Source organism: Arthrospiribacter ruber (genome assembly GCF_019343195.1).
GTDB lineage: Bacteria > Bacteroidota > Bacteroidia > Cytophagales > Cyclobacteriaceae > Arthrospiribacter > Arthrospiribacter ruber.
This window is the reverse complement of record NZ_RPHB01000005.1, coordinates 143,336-159,387: the sequence shown is the minus strand read 5'-3', so window position 1 is coordinate 159,387 and position 16,052 is coordinate 143,336. Positions and strand designations below refer to the sequence as shown.

General features: G+C 38.7%; 12 protein-coding genes. 9 read left to right on the top strand and 3 right to left on the bottom strand.

Translation table 11 applies throughout. The annotated features are described in order from the left end of the window. Positions 1 to 112: 112 nt before the first annotated feature. Together EGN73_RS11460 and EGN73_RS11455 are read left to right on the top strand one after the other, a co-directional pair. Entirely contained in the window at positions 113 to 4,051 is a 3,939-nt protein-coding gene (locus EGN73_RS11460) for a PAS domain-containing protein (RefSeq protein ID WP_219289717.1), read from the top strand. After that, complete coding sequence (locus EGN73_RS11455) at positions 4,035 to 5,012, top strand: sensor histidine kinase (RefSeq protein ID WP_219289714.1); 978 nt, start codon at positions 4,035 to 4,037, stop codon at positions 5,010 to 5,012. Before EGN73_RS11460 ends, EGN73_RS11455 begins: the two co-directional genes overlap by 17 nt. A 16-nt stretch (positions 5,013 to 5,028) precedes the next feature. On the opposite strand, the gene EGN73_RS11450 is transcribed toward EGN73_RS11455, so the two are convergent. Continuing rightward, complete coding sequence (locus EGN73_RS11450) at positions 5,029 to 5,733, bottom strand: nitroreductase family protein (protein ID WP_246611558.1); 705 nt, start codon at positions 5,731 to 5,733, stop codon at positions 5,029 to 5,031. After that, the gene (locus EGN73_RS11445; RefSeq protein WP_219289711.1) at positions 5,733 to 6,119 is read right to left on the bottom strand and encodes a DoxX family protein; all 387 of its coding nucleotides are present in this window, start codon (positions 6,117 to 6,119) and stop codon (positions 5,733 to 5,735) included. The genes EGN73_RS11450 and EGN73_RS11445 overlap by 1 nt, the downstream gene beginning before the upstream one ends. A 151-nt stretch (positions 6,120 to 6,270) precedes the next feature. On the opposite strand from EGN73_RS11445, the gene EGN73_RS11440 reads away from it, so the two are divergent. Both EGN73_RS11440 and EGN73_RS11435 read left to right on the top strand, forming a co-directional pair. After that, positions 6,271 to 7,074, top strand: a complete 804-nt coding sequence (locus EGN73_RS11440; protein ID WP_219289708.1) for an alpha/beta fold hydrolase — start codon at positions 6,271 to 6,273, stop codon at positions 7,072 to 7,074. Beyond that, positions 7,064 to 8,173: an ATP-binding protein gene (locus tag EGN73_RS11435; RefSeq protein WP_219289705.1), complete on the top strand. Its 1,110-nt coding sequence runs from the start codon at positions 7,064 to 7,066 to the stop codon at positions 8,171 to 8,173. Before EGN73_RS11440 ends, EGN73_RS11435 begins: the two co-directional genes overlap by 11 nt. A gap of 24 nt (positions 8,174 to 8,197) precedes the next feature. Here the strand turns inward: EGN73_RS11435 and EGN73_RS11430 are convergent, their stop codons facing one another. Continuing rightward, positions 8,198 to 9,919, bottom strand: coding sequence for a PAS domain-containing protein (locus EGN73_RS11430; protein ID WP_219289702.1), 1,722 nt, complete (start codon positions 9,917 to 9,919; stop codon positions 8,198 to 8,200). Between the two features lie 252 nt (positions 9,920 to 10,171). Between EGN73_RS11430 and EGN73_RS11425 the strand changes: the two genes are divergently transcribed. From EGN73_RS11425 to EGN73_RS11405, 5 genes are all read left to right on the top strand, one after another. Continuing rightward, on the top strand, positions 10,172 to 11,899 hold the full coding sequence (locus EGN73_RS11425; RefSeq protein ID WP_219289700.1) for an FAD-dependent oxidoreductase: 1,728 nt from the start codon (positions 10,172 to 10,174) through the stop codon (positions 11,897 to 11,899). A gap of 389 nt (positions 11,900 to 12,288) precedes the next feature. Then, positions 12,289 to 13,140 carry a heme/hemin ABC transporter substrate-binding protein gene (locus EGN73_RS11420; protein ID WP_219289698.1) on the top strand — a complete coding sequence of 284 codons (852 nt, stop codon included), beginning with the start codon at positions 12,289 to 12,291 and terminating at the stop codon, positions 13,138 to 13,140. Beyond that, positions 13,140 to 14,201: a FecCD family ABC transporter permease gene (locus tag EGN73_RS11415; protein WP_219289696.1), complete on the top strand. Its 1,062-nt coding sequence runs from the start codon at positions 13,140 to 13,142 to the stop codon at positions 14,199 to 14,201. Before EGN73_RS11420 ends, EGN73_RS11415 begins: the two co-directional genes overlap by 1 nt. A gap of 1 nt (position 14,202) precedes the next feature. Then, complete coding sequence (locus EGN73_RS11410; RefSeq protein WP_219289694.1) at positions 14,203 to 15,003, top strand: heme ABC transporter ATP-binding protein; 801 nt, start codon at positions 14,203 to 14,205, stop codon at positions 15,001 to 15,003. 4 nt (positions 15,004 to 15,007) lie between these two features. Next, positions 15,008 to 16,051: a hemin-degrading factor gene (locus tag EGN73_RS11405; protein ID WP_219289692.1), complete on the top strand. Its 1,044-nt coding sequence runs from the start codon at positions 15,008 to 15,010 to the stop codon at positions 16,049 to 16,051. Position 16,052 lies beyond the last annotated feature (1 nt).

Here is a 16,052-nt window from a genome sequence, read left to right as displayed (position 1 = left end):
TGGATATGGTGAGTTAAATTCAGTTGTACTTTCTCCAAATTCTGCTTAATTTAAACCTGATGCAAGTAGTTTTTTTCTTGCATATTAAACCCAATCTTACCCTGTCCGGATAATGATAAATGAACTTCTCGGAATAAAAGTCTTTTTTGACTCCAGTTCCATATCGTCTACGATCATAAGATTTGAGAAAGAAGATTTTTATCTGGATTATTATAATGGGCCTTTCAAAAAACTTTTCAGGCTAAATCAGACTTCCGAATCTACACTCAGGCTTTCAACGATGTACCTGCAATTGGGCCTTACGGAAGAAATGATCCAATCCCAAATTTATTTGACTCTTAAAGACGTACTTAGAGACAAATCTTCAAAAAGCTTCAAACTGGACAGAATTGAAAGAGGGGAAAAAGTTGTAGGAGGACTTAGCCTTGTTTTTACATTTCTTATGGAAAAGGAAGGTGTAGTCTATATTTCCCATACCTGTGAACCAAAGTCAAGTGAAGCCAAAAGAAAGGGAAAGGAAGTAAAGCTTTTCAGGCATGCAGAAGACTTTTCTAATTTTGGATTTTGGGAACTTGACCTCAAAGATGGAAGTCTCTATTGGTCAGATGGAGTATATAAGATAGTGGAAATAGATAAGGGAAGTATAGTTCTCAACCAAGAGACCGGTACCAATATCATCCATCCGGAGGATAGGGCAAAAGCTTTGGAGATGATGCAGAATGCTATTTCAAAAGGGGCGCCTTATAAGATCAACAAGAGATTTTTGCTACCAAATGGAAAAGTTAAAAATATCCTTTCCAGTGGTTCTACTATTTTTGACCATAGCAAACAACCTATTAAACTCATAGGGGTATTCCAGGATATTACTGAAAAGGTAGAGGAAGAATCAAAGCTCAAAGAATTCAGTGACAACCTTCAGATGTTGGTTAATTCTATTGATGGAATAATATGGGAAGCAGATCCGAAAACTTTCACGTTTACCTATGTCAGTCCCCAGTCCCTCAAAATTCTGGGGTATACTCCAGAAGAGTGGCTTCAAACGCCCAATTTTTGGGAAGATCACATCCATCCTGACGATAAGCAGAGTGCAATAGGATTGTGTCAAAAGGAAACGGCGGCTTGTAGAGATCATATTTTTGAATATAGAATGCTGTCCAAATGGGGCACTTATATATGGCTTCAGGATAGGGCAACCGTAATCAGCGAAGATGGGATTCCTCTCAAAATTAAAGGGGTGACGCTGGATATTTCCAAAGAAAAGACGCTCAATGAAGATATCAAGTTGATGGTCAACAATACGGATGAAGCTTTTATTTTAGTGAACTTAGACCTCAGCTGCAGGATTTTTAATGACCGATTTGATCAGCTTTTCCTTAAGTATTTTGGAAAAAAAATAAAGAAAGGAAAGTCAGTTTTATCTTACGTGGAAGAAGATGAAAGGGCTTCTACAAAGATCTTTTACGATAAAATTTTCGAGGGAAAGGAAAAGAAAACAGAATATTTTTTTGAGGATGAACAAAAAGGGAGAGTAGTTTTCTCGGTAGAATTCAAGCCAGCTAAAAATGACAAAGATGAAATCATTGGGGCGTTTATTACTGCCAAGGATGTGACGGAGATGGAGAGAAGGTTTAAGGAGATTCAAAAGAGTGAGGCAAGGTTTAGGGGTTTGTACGAATCCTCTACTTACTTTATTATTCGGACCAACCTCAAAGGGGAGTATACCTATGTTAATAAAAAATATGAGGATGCTTTTGGCTGGCTATATCCTGGAGAGACACTTATAGGTAAATCTACTTGGTCTACGGTTTTGGAACATGATATAGTGAAAGTCCAGGAAACAGGTGGATTGGCATTATCCCAGCCGGGTAAGGTTTTCAAGGTACAGCTGGAAAAGCCGGAAAAGGACGGTGGGGTAATACATACGCTCTGGGATTTTATGTCAGTGACTGATGAGAATGGTAATCCAATAGAAATCCAATGTATGGGATCAGACATAACCGACAGGGTCAAATTTGAGCAAGAGCTCAGGAATAGCAATGAACGCTTCGAACTGGTCATGCAGGCTGGTTCGGAATGTATTTGGGATTTTGATCCTAATACTGAAAACATGTTCCTAGGTGATGGTTTTAGAAGAAATTTTGGTTTGGAAATAAAATCACCGGAAGAAAATAATGCTTATATAAATGAAAAATTTCATCCAGAGGATAAGGATTGGGTCATAAAATATTTCAGGGAAACATTGAAAAATCCTGAAAAACGTCAATGGGTATCAAAATTTAGGCTTCAAAATGGTGAAGGCCATAACATGCAGGTAGAGGACAGAGCAGTCATTCTCAGAGATGAAAAGGGTAAGCCGATCAGGGCTGTTGGAGCGATGAGGGATGTAAGTCATGAGGTTTTTTATAGCCAATTGGAAATGATGGAGAAAGAGGTGATGGCTTATGCCATGCAGGTTGATGCAGAACTTCTTGATGTGATAAAGTTGCAGTTGGGTAAACTGGAGGAAATCTTCCCGGAAATGAAAAGCTCTGTAATGAGGGTCAAAAACGGTAAATTGCTCCATTTGATTGCTCCTTCCATGCCAAATGCATATATGGATGAAATTCACGGTGCAGAAATAGGAGAAAATGTAGGCTCTTGCGGAACCGCAGCTTATTTGAAGGAAAAAGTAATCGTCAGTGATATTTTTACCGATCCTAGGTGGAATGATTTCAAGCACTTGGCAGAAAAATACAACTTCCGCGCCTGTTGGTCACAGCCAATTTTTAATTCTGAAGGAGAGGTAGTGGCTACTTTTGCCAATTATTACGAAGATTTAAAGGAACCTTCTGAAAAGGAAATTCAAGCCATGGACAGGGCGCAAAGATTGGTTTCCCTTATCATGGAAAAATTTGACTTTATAGAGAAAATCAAATCGAGCAATGAACGCTTTGAAAATGTCACTGAGGCAACCAATGATGCCATTTGGGATTTTGATGTGGCCAACAATGTTCTTTTTTGGGCCAAAGGATTTGAAACCCTTTTCAAATTTGACCTGAAAAAAATTAACCCAAGTCTGGACTTTTTGATTTCCAGAATTCACGAAAAAGACAGGGAAAGGGTCCTTAGCAAAATCCGAGCTTTCATGTCCGATGGAACAAGTAGCAATTGGTTTGAGGAGTATCAATTTAAAACAGGAAATAATCGCTATGCTTATGTAATAGATAGGGCAAAATTCATCCGGGATCCTGATGGACAAGTGCTCAGAGTGATTGGTGCCATGACAGACATCACGCATCTCAAAGAATACGAGAAATCGCTGGAAAGCCTTAATAAAAGCCTTGATCAAAGAGCTAAGGAATTGGCACTTTCTAATGCTGAATTGGAACAGTTTGCCTACATCGCCTCCCATGACCTTCAGGAGCCACTCAGAATGGTGACGAGTTTTCTCCACCAGCTCGAAAAAAAATATGGAGAACTCATTGATGAAAGAGGAAAAAAATACATTCATTTTGCAGTAGATGGTGCTGAGCGCATGAGACAAATAATTTTGGACCTTTTGGAATTTTCTAGAGTAGGCAAATATTCTGATGAAATGTCGGTGTTTTCACTTGAAGAGGTAGGGAAAGAAGTAGTTCACCTCCTTAGAAAAAGTATTGAAGAGAAAGATGCCAAGATCACCTTTTCCAATCTACCTAAAATCAACTATTTTAAAACGCCATTTTATCAAGTCTTCAAAAACCTGATTGAAAATGCCATAAAATACAGCCGGGATGGTGATTTTCCTGTAGTTAAGGTTGCGGGATATGATCAAGGTAATGAATGGAAGATCTCCGTGGAAGATAATGGGATTGGTTTGGAAAAAGAGTATTTTGATAAGGTATTTGTTATCTTTCAGCGATTACATACCAAAGAAAAATATTCAGGAACAGGAATGGGCTTGGCCATAGTGAAGAAAATTGTTGATGGGATGGGTGGAGATATTTGGGTGGAATCCACGCCTGGTAATGGTAGTGTGTTTAGTTTTACAATTCCAAAAACCTTAATTGTACCTAATGAAAGCAGAACTTAAGATTGTACTGATTTATGTTTTGGTTGGTGTTCTTTGGATTTGGTTGAGTGACCAGGTGTTGTTGTTTCTATTCCAGGAAAATGAATTGGAACAGATTGCTTATCTCCAGACCATGAAAGGGGTTTTTTATGTATTATTTACAGCTACCTTATTGTACCTTTTGGTCAAAAAGTATTACGAAAAGCTTGACAATAAAGTAAAAGAACTAGAGGAATTGAATGCGGTGCTTAAAGAAAAAAGCAGGGAATTGGAAGCTTCAAATAAAGATCTGGAGCAGTTTGCTTTTGTAATTTCACACGATCTCCAGGAACCACTCAGGATGATAACCTCTTTTTTGGCCCAGCTGAAGAAAAAGTATCAGGGCCACTTGGATGAAAAAGCCCACCAATATATATTTTTTGCAGTAGATGGAGCCTCCCGTATGAAACAGATTATTCTTGACCTTTTGGAGTTTTCCAGAGTGGGTAGGTATAGCGAACCGTTGGAAGAAGTAGATGTCAATGAAGTGATGGAGGAGGTTTTCAGATCCAATCATCGACTAATAGAGGAAACTCAAGCAAAACTTTTGACCAAAGAAATGCCGGTCATCAGGGCTCATAGACAACCCATATTGCAGCTTTTCCAACATCTTATAGGTAATGCGCTGAAATACAGGTCTGATCTTAGGCTTCCTGAAATAGAATTAGGAGTGAGAGATGGGGATAAAGTCTGGGAGTTTTGGATCAAAGACAATGGCATAGGCATCAACCCTGAATATGCAGAAAGAATTTTCGTGATCTTTCAGAGGCTTCATACTACGGATAAATTCGGAGGAGGTACCGGTATAGGGCTGGCTTTGGTCAAAAAAATCGTAGATTATTACGGAGGATCGGTATTTGTAGAATCACAGGAAGAAAAAGGAAGCACATTTTACTTTACTATTCCCAAAAAAAGCGCCCTGTCAAATGACAGGGCAGCATAAAAATAATCGGGGAAATTTAGATTCTTATAAATAGTTTTTCTTTTGACCTTCTAACTTTTTTGGCATCTACCATAGGATCTTTTTCAATGTCTCTAAAACCAAGTGCAAGTAAAGCTGATGCCCCCAAACTTTGTGAATGAAATCCGAACAGCTCATCAATTTTACTCCGCTCAAAACCTTCCATAGGAGTAGTATCAATCTTTGCTTCGGCAGCAGCCACCATAGCCGTTCCTAAGGCGATATAAGCTTGCTTACTGGACCATTGAAATTGCTCTTCTTGACTCATTTTTGAGAAATTTGTTTTGAGTCTGTCAGCATAAGCACTTAAAGCATTTGGTGTGAGGTTCCTCTCTTCAGTTACCTGCTTGAAATAAGAGTCGATTCTCTCTTTAGATACTTCTGTCCACGCAGCAAAGATCAATAAGTGGGAACTTTCCAATACCTGCGGCTGATTAAAAGCGGCAGGAGCTATTTTTCTCTTTAACTGCTCATCTTCTACCACTATGACAGAAAACGGCTGCAGACCATTAGACGTAGCTGTGAGTTGAATAGCATTCAAAATACCATCCAGCTGTTTCTCATCAAGCTTTTGACCATTCATTCTTTTGGTAGCGTATCTCCAGTTAAGGCTTTCTAATGTAGTATTCATATTATTTGTCTGTGCAATAAATGTATATACATTAAACAAGATGATGAATAATTTGTTCAAAAGAGTATTCATTAATTTTTGAATCCTCTTTTCCAGATAATTACGGCACAAAGCGCAGCCAAAATCAGGTTCATGGGAATTACAGCCATTTCACTTCTTATCAAATGAAAGACTGCCGCAAGCAGTATGATGATCAATAAACCCAAAGCAGCCCATGAAGTGAGTTTTTTTTGGATTCCAAGTGCCATTGGCAGGATCAATCCTATGCCGCCTAAAACTTCGGAAATCCCAATAAATCTCGTAAGCCAGAAGGGTACATCTCCAGGCCAAATAATCTGCTCAGCCAATTTCTGGATGGAGCCAAAAAGTTTGACAGCTCCTGAAAATGCAAACAGAAGTCCAATTCCTATCTGAATGACCCAAAGACCTATGTTTTGATATTTTACAGCTTGTTTCATAGTTTTTCTGTTTAAACTGATGTGTGATTAGAATAAGCATATTCGGAATATTTCTATACAAATTTAGAAATCTGTGATCTTATAATCTGATTTGACTTGTATCTCACCACTTCTTTTCCTTATATTCAAACACCCAGCATAATTGAGAGAAATGACCACTAAAACAAAAAACAATGTAAAAATAACAGGCAAGCCTGAGCATCCCACCATAATGTTTGCACATGGATACGGATGCGATCAAAGTATGTGGAGGTTTGTTGTACCTTCCTTTACTGATGGATTTCAAGTGATTACCTTTGATCATGTTGGTTCGGGTAATTCCGATCAAAGCGCTTATGACTTTGAAAAATATGATTCTTTGGATGGCTATGCAGGAGACGTAATTGAAATCTTAGAAGAAAATGGATTGGATCAGGTCATTTTTATAGGCCATTCTGTAAGTGCCATGATAGGAGCATTGGTAGCCATAAAAAGACCAGAATTGATTAAGAAACTGGTAATGATCGGACCTTCTCCCTGTTACATCAATAAGGAGGATTATTATGGCGGTTTTGAAGAAAAAGACATTGAAGAAATGATATCTACCTTGGAAGATAATTATTTAGGTTGGTCCAGTTACATTACTCCCGTAATCATTGGGAGACCGGATAAGCCTGAGTTTTCTGAGGAATTGAACAATAGTTTTTGCAGTATCAGGCCGGATATTGCAAAGCATTTTGCCAAAGTAACTTTCACTAGTGACAACAGGAATGATCTTTCCAAAATCAAAGTGCCTACTTTAATCATCCAAACAGAACCTGATGTCATTGCTCCTGAAAAGGTAGGAGAGTATGTCTACCATCAAATCAGCGGAAGCGTTTTTACCAAAATTCAAACAGCAGGACATTGTCCACACCTTACAGCACCGGAGCTCACCATAGAGGAAATCAAAAAATTTTTGAATTATGGTGGTTAAGTTTGACAGCACGGATTATAATGAGCTATTTCACAAGGCCCCTTGCGGTTATCTTAAGCTAGATGCTTTTGGTAAAATCATTACAGTCAATGATACATTCTGCAACTGGCTTGGTTTTAATAAAAAGGACTTACTTTTCACCAAAAGTTTTCAGGATCTCTTGTCCATAGGGGGGAAAATGTTTTATGAAACTCACTTCTTACCGCTTTTGCAGCTTAGAGGTGAGGTATCTGAAGTCAACTTTGAACTTTTAAGCATCAGAGAAAAAAGATTGCCATTTTTAGTCAATGCAGTTACGGTATTTACAGATGATGGTCAAAAAGAGTTTAACATTACTTTATTTGACATTTCCCAAAGGATTTCTTTTGAAAGAGAATTGATAAAAGCCAAAAAAGAAGCTGAGTCCAATGCCAAAAGGCTAGAGGAAAAAAACAGGGAATTGGAGCGCTTTACCCACATAGTAACCCATGATTTAAAATCACCCGTAAGAACCATAGAAGGCTTGTTTGAGATAATGTCAAAAAAGGGTTATTTGAGCGAAGAAAAAGAAGCCAAAAGGCTACAAAAAATGGTTTTGGATAACCTTAGGAGAATGAAGGTTTTTATAGACGACCTTGTGGATCAGGCTATTTCTGAAAATGAGACAGAGTACGGGAAACTAATTGACCTGAACCAAATATGCCATTCTGCCATGGAAATGTTGGGAGATGAAATTAAGAAGGACAATGTCAAATTCTCAATCAATCCACTTCCGATAGTAAAAGGAAATGTCAGTCAACTTGTAAGGCTGTTTAGCAACCTTTTCAGCAATTCAATCAAATACAGAAGCGAAAGACCCTTGGAAATAGAAGTGAGTTTCGAAAGGTTGGATACTTGGGCAGAAGTGAAAGTAAAGGATAATGGGATTGGTTTTGATCCCGAATTCAAAGAGAGAATTTTTGAGTATATGAAAAGGTTACATTCCCATGAAATTTATCCTGGATCCGGAATAGGCCTTTATTCATGCAAAAGGATTGTAGAGGCACATGGAGGGAAAATTTGGGCAGAGGGCTTTTTGGATAAAGGGGCTGTTTTTCATTTTACTTTACCATTGGCCTGATAAAAAACCTGTTGAAAATGAGTATCAATTTTTTATTTCCTTTTCCAATTGTTCTACAATGTGGGTTTTGGAGACCACATTTCTGATCACTTTGTCAAGTTCAAAGGCAGATTGTTCCATCATGAATATAAGATTTTGATGTTCTTCGCCTTTTATTTCTTCTTTTAGAATCTGAATCAATCCCAGAATATTAGCAAGAGGAGCCCTTACCATGTGAGATTGAATCCATGCAATATCCCTAAGGATTTTGTTCTGCTTGGTAATAGAGGCTACATGCCTTTTTCTTTCTGAAAGGTCCACGCAAATGGCTACCAAAAACACTTCATCCTCAATACACATTTTTTGTAGGTGGGTTTCTACTGGGTATGCTTTTCCATTGCTTTTTACGTGTTCTGCTTCACAGATGATTTTGTCTTCCACACCCGAAAGTAGACCTTTGATTTTGGAAATCATGGATTTTCTATAATCAAGCCTCAGGACTTCCCAATAAGCCATTTGTCTCATTGCTTCTACACTGAGCTCCAGGTTTTGTACCGCAGCATTGTTGGCATGATATATCTGGTAAGAATCAGGATTAATGAGGTAGATTTCATGCAAAGCATTTTCAAAAATTGTTCTGAAACGCTCTTGATTGGCTTGAGAATGTATAAGGTCTGAAATATCTCGTCCCACTGACTGAAATTCCCGGATTTCTCCATCTTCATCCAACAATACCATGTCCGTCCATTCATGCCATTTTTCTTGCTTTTGGGCAGTGATGACTTTATGACGGATGGTCTGTGTTGGTTTTTTTTTACTTAACCCCTTGATTCCTTCCAATATAGATTTTCTTTGTTCCTTAGGGACAAAATTCAAAAATTTCTGGCCAACAATCTTATCTTTAGGATAGCCTAATTCTTTGCAGTATGCATTGTTTACAAATGTTATGGTGGTATCGGGAAGAAACCTGCAGATCATTTCATGCTGAGATTGTAATACCGACTCGAAAAACCTCTCATTTGCGATTATTTTTTCTTCAGCTCTTTTTCTTTGGTCAATGTTGCTGGTTGTGAAAGTCACTCCAATAATGTTCCCCTCACTGTCCTTAGCAGGATAAAAAGCACACTCGAACCAGATTTTATTTTTATTGAATGGAAGTTCGTTTTCGCTGATCACAGTTTCTCCTCGTAAAGCTGCTCGGAAATCATTTTCGAATGATTGTCGGTTTTGAGCTAAGATCTTCTCTCTGAAATCCTCTCCTTCTTTTATTTCCATGTTATGGAATTGCAAGGCCGTCAGGTTTGCCACTTTATTGAACGCAAGAACCCGAAAATTAGCATCCATTAATACACAGCTTTCTGAGGTACTGTCGAGTATGGTCTGTAAATGGAGTAGGCTTTCCTGACTGGGTTCTGAAATGCTTCCTATCCAGATAGATAGCTTTTCTGTAGGTTCTTCACTAGGAAAAAAGGCAACATCCCAGTTTAAGTAAACCGTGTTTTGAATTTTTGTTCTTTTCCCCAACTCAATATTTTTAAGAAAAAATGGAAAATCATTACTCAAAAATGCATTTTGAAGGTTTTCTAATTTGAATTTTGGGAAGATGGATTCTATTGAAAAATTTTCAAAAGGTTCATCCTTCTCTATACCAAAAAGCTTTGATAAACTGGGATTCAAATAAAAAATTTTACCATCTTGTCCGATGACTGCAACATAGATGGAAGTAGCGTTTTTTAGGTAGTCAACAATGTATAAATCCCCGTTCATTTAGTGTTTCCTATTCAAATAAGGTAATGGATGGTAGTTATATATTGCAAAAATAGATTAATAATTTATTATTTTTTCTTTTATGTACATGTTATAGGGAAAAAATTACATGTTTAATTTAAAATTAAATTTAATGTATGTAAGATCGTTTTTTTTGGGTAGATATGTATTAGATCATTTTTTAAAAATTTTTATAAACTTAGATAAAATAAACTATTTTTTTTAATTTGTATTTTTTACAATTTTTGAAGTATGAAAAGAAGAACATTTATTTCGGGTATCGCATTCGGCGCTGGGGCTTTCACCGTGAATCCTATAAGTTTGATTGGCAAAGAAGATGCTTCTAAAAAGAAAGTGCTTGTTTCTGAAAATTATAAGGTATTTGAAGCAGATTTAGTGGTAGCAGGTGGAGGATTAGGGGGATGTGCAGCCGCTCTTGCAGCATTGCGAAATGGAATGTCAGTAGTAATGACTGAAGAAACAGATTGGATAGGAGGACAACTCACACAACAGGCCGTACCGCCTGATGAACATCAATGGATAGAAACACATGGAGCCACTGCTTTGTATAGAGAATTTAGGGAACAAATCAGGATTTACTATAAATCCTACTATCCTTTGACAGAAGAGGCAAGAAACAGGGAATTTTTGAATCCCGGTGATGGGGCTGTATCAAGGCTTTGCCATGAGCCAAAAGTAGCCCTTCAGGTTTTGAAGCAACTTTTCGCACCTTATGAATCTTCCGGGAAAATAAAGATCTTGTTGAATCATAAAATATCCTCCGCTGAAAGTGATGGAATAAGGGTGAGTAACCTAGAGTCCAAATGTCTCTTTACAGGAAAGTCAGTTTTGCTGAAAGCTCCATATTTTGTAGACGCTACCGAATTGGGGGATCTTTTACCATTGAGCGATACAGCTTTTGTGACGGGAACTGAATCAAAATCCGAGACAGGTGAATTGCATGCTCCTGAGAAAGGTGACCCTGAAAATAACCAGGCTTTTACCATGTGTTTTGCCATGGATTATGTTCCTGGGGAAGATTGGGTAATCCCAAAACCGGAGCAATATGATTTTTGGAACAATTACATACCAGAACTATCCTCCCCATGGCCCGGGACCATGCTGGGACTACATTATTCTAATCCGCAGACACTGGAGCCCAAAGAATTGGGATTTCACCCCGAAGGTATTCCTACCGGTGATATGCTCAATCTTTGGCTATATAGAAGGTTACTTCACCGTAACAATTTTCAGCAAGGATTTTATGAAGGAGACATTTCCTTGGTCAATTGGCCTCAAAACGATTACATTCCCGGCAATCTTATCGGTGTGACTGAAAAGGAATTCAATAAACATATAGAAGGAGGGAAGCAACTCAGTTTGTCTTTATTATATTGGTTGCAAACGGAGGCGCCGAGACCGGATGGTGGAAAGGGCTGGAAAGGTTTGAGATTAAGGCCTGATATAGTAGGTACAGCTGATGGAATGGCGAAGTATCCTTATGTACGAGAATCGAGAAGGATCAAAGCCAAATTTACCATTTTGGAAGAACACGTTGGAAAAGAACAAAGAAGCATAATAAGTGGCCTTTCAGTAGAAGAATTGAGAGCAGCAGAATTTGAAGATAGCGTAGGAATTGGCTATTACCATATAGATCTTCATCCCAGTTCCAGAGGAGATAATTACATTGATTTTCCTTCCTTACCTTTTCAGATTCCTCTTGGAGCTCTAATACCCGAAAAAATGGAAAACCTCATTCCAGCCAACAAGAATATTGGTACCACACATATCACCAATGGCTGCTATAGATTGCACCCGGTAGAATGGAGCATTGGAGAAGCTGTTGGAATGTTGATTCCTTTTTCACTTACTAAGAATGTACCTCCAGCACAAGTTTATAAGGATAAAAATCTATTGAGGGAATTCCAAAGAATGGTGAGGAGTCAAGGAATAGAAACTGAATGGCCTAAAAATGCCTGATCTTTATTTATCCCTTGAAAAGCTTTCGTATCTACGTATTAATTTTTTATCCATTTCCGCAATTATACCACTAACCAATTTAAATAAGGGCCTAGATAAATCCGATACTAATAGATATTGGATCCGTCACAGCCAAATTATTCATTGATATTGGCTAGAAATCATAGGTTTGTTGCATTTTTTAGCTTCTACTAGTAAGTAAGCGGATAATCATGTAATTTTTTTTATCATCCTTCAATTTTATTTGTATAGACAAAAACTATCTGTCCCTTAGTACCATAACTATTCAATAGTTTTCATAAACACATAGAAATTTTCAATTAAAATATATTTGGATTAAATCTAAATAAGCTGATATTTGTCATTCAATTTAAATTCAATCTAAATAAATGAAAAGAATATTACTTGTTGTTTTCGTCATTTGCATGGCATGTCAGAATAGAGATGCTGGGGAAGAAAAGTTGGAGGATATGAAAATCATAACCGCAGGAGGTACGATTACTGAAGTTGTATTTGAATTGGGGTTTGGGGAAAAGATCATCGCTACGGATATCACTTCTACCTATCCATCCTCTATGCAGCAGTTACCCTCTATTGGCTATCGGAATCAGATCAAAGCAGAGGGAATTTTGGCATTAGGTCCGGATATTATTTTGGCTGAAGAAGGATATTTAAGCAATGATGTAGTCAATCAGCTCAAAGAATCAGGAATAGCAATAAAATTCTTTAAAAAGCCTGTAAAGGTGGAAGAAACCATTGACCTGATCCATGATCTTGCAGATTACCTTGAAGTGTCTGAAAAAGGAAATGAACTGGTTAATGATTTACAAGACGATTTGCAATTGTTGGAGGAAAAGACATCTTCTGAAAAGAACAGTAAGCCGAAAGTAGCATTTTTAATGGCAAGGGGTGAGGAAATGGTTTTTCTGGCAGGTGAGGAGACCTTCGCATCATCTATAATCGACTTGGCAGGAGGTCAGCATGCAGGAGAGGGGTTCAAAGATTTTATTCCCTTAACACCTGAAAGTCTCGTAAGAATTAGTCCTGATTACCTGCTGTTTTTTGAATCCGGAATCCAATCATTGGGTGGTCAGCAAGGTCTGAAAAAAATCCGTGGAATAGAACAGACGCCGGCATTTGCGGACGGAAACATCATTGCTTTTGATGGTCATTATTTATCTGGATTCGGTCCTAGGGTTGGAAAAGCCGCATTGGAATTGGCAGAAGCTTTGGGTTATTGATGCTGGTAAAGTCAGGCATATATCGCAAATCCAAAACCCAAGCGGCTACGCTTTTGGCTTTAGGCGCTCTGCTCTTTTTGGTCTTGCTCCTGTCTCTTTCAGTAGGTGCTTTTCCCATACCGGTGTATCAGGTCCTTTCAGTAATAATGAGCAATATTGGGATAGAGTTAGGTGACTTCACTACACAACAAAGAAGTGTTTTAGTCAATATCCGACTTCCTAGGGTAATATTGGCCATGTTAGTTGGTGGTGGACTTGGGCTCTCCGGGGCTGCATTGCAGGGATTGTTTAGGAATCCACTGGTAGAACCAGGACTGATAGGAGTGAGCAGTGGCGGGGCTTTATTTGCGGTTGTTTACATAGTTTTCGGTGCCAGCATACCATTGCTTCAAGGTTTATCAGGAATAGGGCTTCCACTCTTCGCATTCATGGGAGGGTTACTGAATACTTTTTTGGTATACCGTCTGGCAAGTAGTTCAGGCAAAACGGATATTTCACTTTTGATTTTGGCAGGTGTTGCCCTTAATGCATTATCTGGAGCTTTGATCGGGCTTGCCATATTCTATGCAGATGATGCAGCTATGAGAAACTTCACATTTTGGAGTTTAGGGGATGTAGGTGGTGCCAACTGGCAAAAGGTGTATACTGCTTTTTTATTGATCATTGGGCCTGCTGTGTTGGTTTTCACCCAATTCAGGCAGTTGAATGCATTGGCACTTGGAGAAAGTGAAGCATTTCATATGGGTGTAAATGTCCAAAAAGTAAAGTACATCTTACTTATCTCTTCAGCCATGATGGTGGGTACAGCTGTTTCACTTACCGGAACCATTGGTTTTGTAGGTTTGATTGTGCCACATCTCATCCGTTTGGGTTTTGGAGCTGACCATAGACTGGTCTTGCCCGCATCTTTTCTTCTGGGTGCGATATTACTAAGTGTGGCGGATGTTTTGGCAAGGACGCTGGTTGTTCCGGCTGAGCTGCCGATTGGAATAATTACGGCCATTATTGGTGCTCCTTTCTTTATATGGCTTATTATCAATTTCAAAAAACTTAGAAACTGAAATGCTACAAGCTACTGACATTCATTTTTGTATTCAAAACCGCCCGATAGTAAACAAGGCGTCTATCAAGTTGCTCCCAGGAGAGTTGACTGTGATTTTAGGTCCTAATGGGGCAGGGAAATCCAGTTTGTTTAAGGTTCTATCAGGAGATATTCAATGTAGACATGGTAATGTCCTATATAACGGGAAGACCTTGTCTGCATATAAAACCAGTCAACTTGCTCAGATAAGGGCGGTGATGCCACAGCATAGCACACTCTCATTTCCTTTTACTGTTCAGGAGGTGGTGGAGCTAGGATTACTTCCCTTGAAGAATGACTTTAAACAGGAAACCGTCCGCGAGGTCATGGAGGAAACCCAAACATGGCACCTGAGAGATTGTGATTATTCAGTCTTGTCGGGTGGAGAGAAGCAAAGGGTACAATTGTCCCGTGTACTCGTACAGATTTGGGAAAAGAAACCATACCCTAGGTTTTTACTGCTTGATGAGCCGACCAGCAGTATGGATATTGCTCTTCAGCATCATGTGCTGGCAATTATTCAAAAAATCAAATCAAGAAACATAGCTGTACTGGCCATTTTACATGACCTGAATCTTGCTGCCAATTATGCAGATCAGGTAGTACTTATGAAAAATGGTAATGTGATGTTTCAGGGTCCGGCTCGGAAGACCATGACTGCTTCCAAACTGATGGAAGTATTTGATCATCCGATTTCTGTTTTTGAGGGGGATAGTCATAGGCCAACAGTCATACACACTGTGCCTTTTTCACAAATAGATCAACAAATCAAACATGCATAATATCATGGAAACAACAATTATCGATAAGAATGAACGCTTAAAAATTGAATGGCAGAAGCTGAAGGCTGAAAAGCAGGGGCTAAGGATCAGAGATGCGGCCACTTTACTTGAAGTCAGTGAAGCAGAATTATTGGCCACACAGCTGGGAGAAGGTGTGTCCCGTTTGGAAGGGGATTGGGCCGTTCTGCTAACTGATTTAAAAAAGCTGGGTAAAGTAATGTCTCTGACCAGAAATGATGGTTGTGTTCTTGAGCACAAAGGAAATTTCCAAAAAATCGAAATACATGGTAATGCGCCCCATCAGGTGGCAACAGTCATCGGACCAATAGAGCAACGGGTATTCTTTTCAGCCTGGAAATTTGGTTTTGCCGTTCAGCAGGAAAGTCCTAGAGGTTTGATGAGAAGTTTACAGTTTTTTGATAAATCAGGGGAAGCAATACTTAAGGTATACCTTCAAGAGAAGTCAAATATCGAGGCCTATGAAGAAATTGTGAAACAATACTCAGCTGAAGTGCAATCCGGAGACCTACAACTGGAAGCATTTTCAGCTCCGGATTATGCCAAACAAATAGATCTTGACGCATTTAGGAGTGACTGGGAAAATATGAAAGATACCCATGATTTTTTTGGAATGCTCAGGAAGCACAAAGTTTCCAGACTTGATGCTGTCAAGTGGATTGATGACAAATGGGCCTATGAAGTAGACCGACTTGCAGCCAGAAAAATTTTGGAAGTAGCGTCTGGGGACAAATTGCCTATTATGATTTTTGCCGGAAACAAGGGGAATATCCAAATCCATCAAGGAAAAGTAAGAACCATCAGGCTAATGGGGGATTGGCTCAATGTACTCGATCCGGATTTTAATATGCATTTGAATGAAGATGCTGTTGAGCAGGCATTTGTAGTTCATAAAAATACAGAAGATGGTTTGGTTTCTTCTCTTGAACTATTTGACAAACAAGGTGAAATGGTAGCTCAGTTTTTTGGGCTTAGAAAACCAGGCTTGCCTCAGTTGCCTGCTTGGAAAAACCTTATAGACAGTCTTTAAT

Excerpts from the sequence above, each read along its gene's own strand:
- EGN73_RS11445 (WP_219289711.1), bottom strand. The coding sequence starts at position 6,119 with ATGAAACAAGCTGTAAAATATCAAAACATAGGTCTTTGGGTCATTCAG.
- EGN73_RS11420 (WP_219289698.1), top strand. The coding sequence starts at position 12,289 with ATGAAAAGAATATTACTTGTTGTTTTCGTCATTTGCATGGCATGTCAG.
- EGN73_RS11410 (WP_219289694.1), top strand. The coding sequence starts at position 14,203 with ATGCTACAAGCTACTGACATTCATTTTTGTATTCAAAACCGCCCGATA.
- EGN73_RS11455 (WP_219289714.1), top strand. The coding sequence starts at position 4,035 with ATGAAAGCAGAACTTAAGATTGTACTGATTTATGTTTTGGTTGGTGTT.
- EGN73_RS11415 (WP_219289696.1), top strand. The coding sequence starts at position 13,140 with ATGCTGGTAAAGTCAGGCATATATCGCAAATCCAAAACCCAAGCGGCT.
- EGN73_RS11460 (WP_219289717.1), top strand. The coding sequence starts at position 113 with ATGATAAATGAACTTCTCGGAATAAAAGTCTTTTTTGACTCCAGTTCC.
- EGN73_RS11440 (WP_219289708.1), top strand. The coding sequence starts at position 6,271 with ATGACCACTAAAACAAAAAACAATGTAAAAATAACAGGCAAGCCTGAG.
- EGN73_RS11430 (WP_219289702.1), bottom strand. The coding sequence starts at position 9,919 with ATGAACGGGGATTTATACATTGTTGACTACCTAAAAAACGCTACTTCC.
- EGN73_RS11450 (WP_246611558.1), bottom strand. The coding sequence starts at position 5,733 with ATGAATACTCTTTTGAACAAATTATTCATCATCTTGTTTAATGTATAT.
- EGN73_RS11435 (WP_219289705.1), top strand. The coding sequence starts at position 7,064 with ATGGTGGTTAAGTTTGACAGCACGGATTATAATGAGCTATTTCACAAG.
- EGN73_RS11405 (WP_219289692.1), top strand. The coding sequence starts at position 15,008 with ATGGAAACAACAATTATCGATAAGAATGAACGCTTAAAAATTGAATGG.
- EGN73_RS11425 (WP_219289700.1), top strand. The coding sequence starts at position 10,172 with ATGAAAAGAAGAACATTTATTTCGGGTATCGCATTCGGCGCTGGGGCT.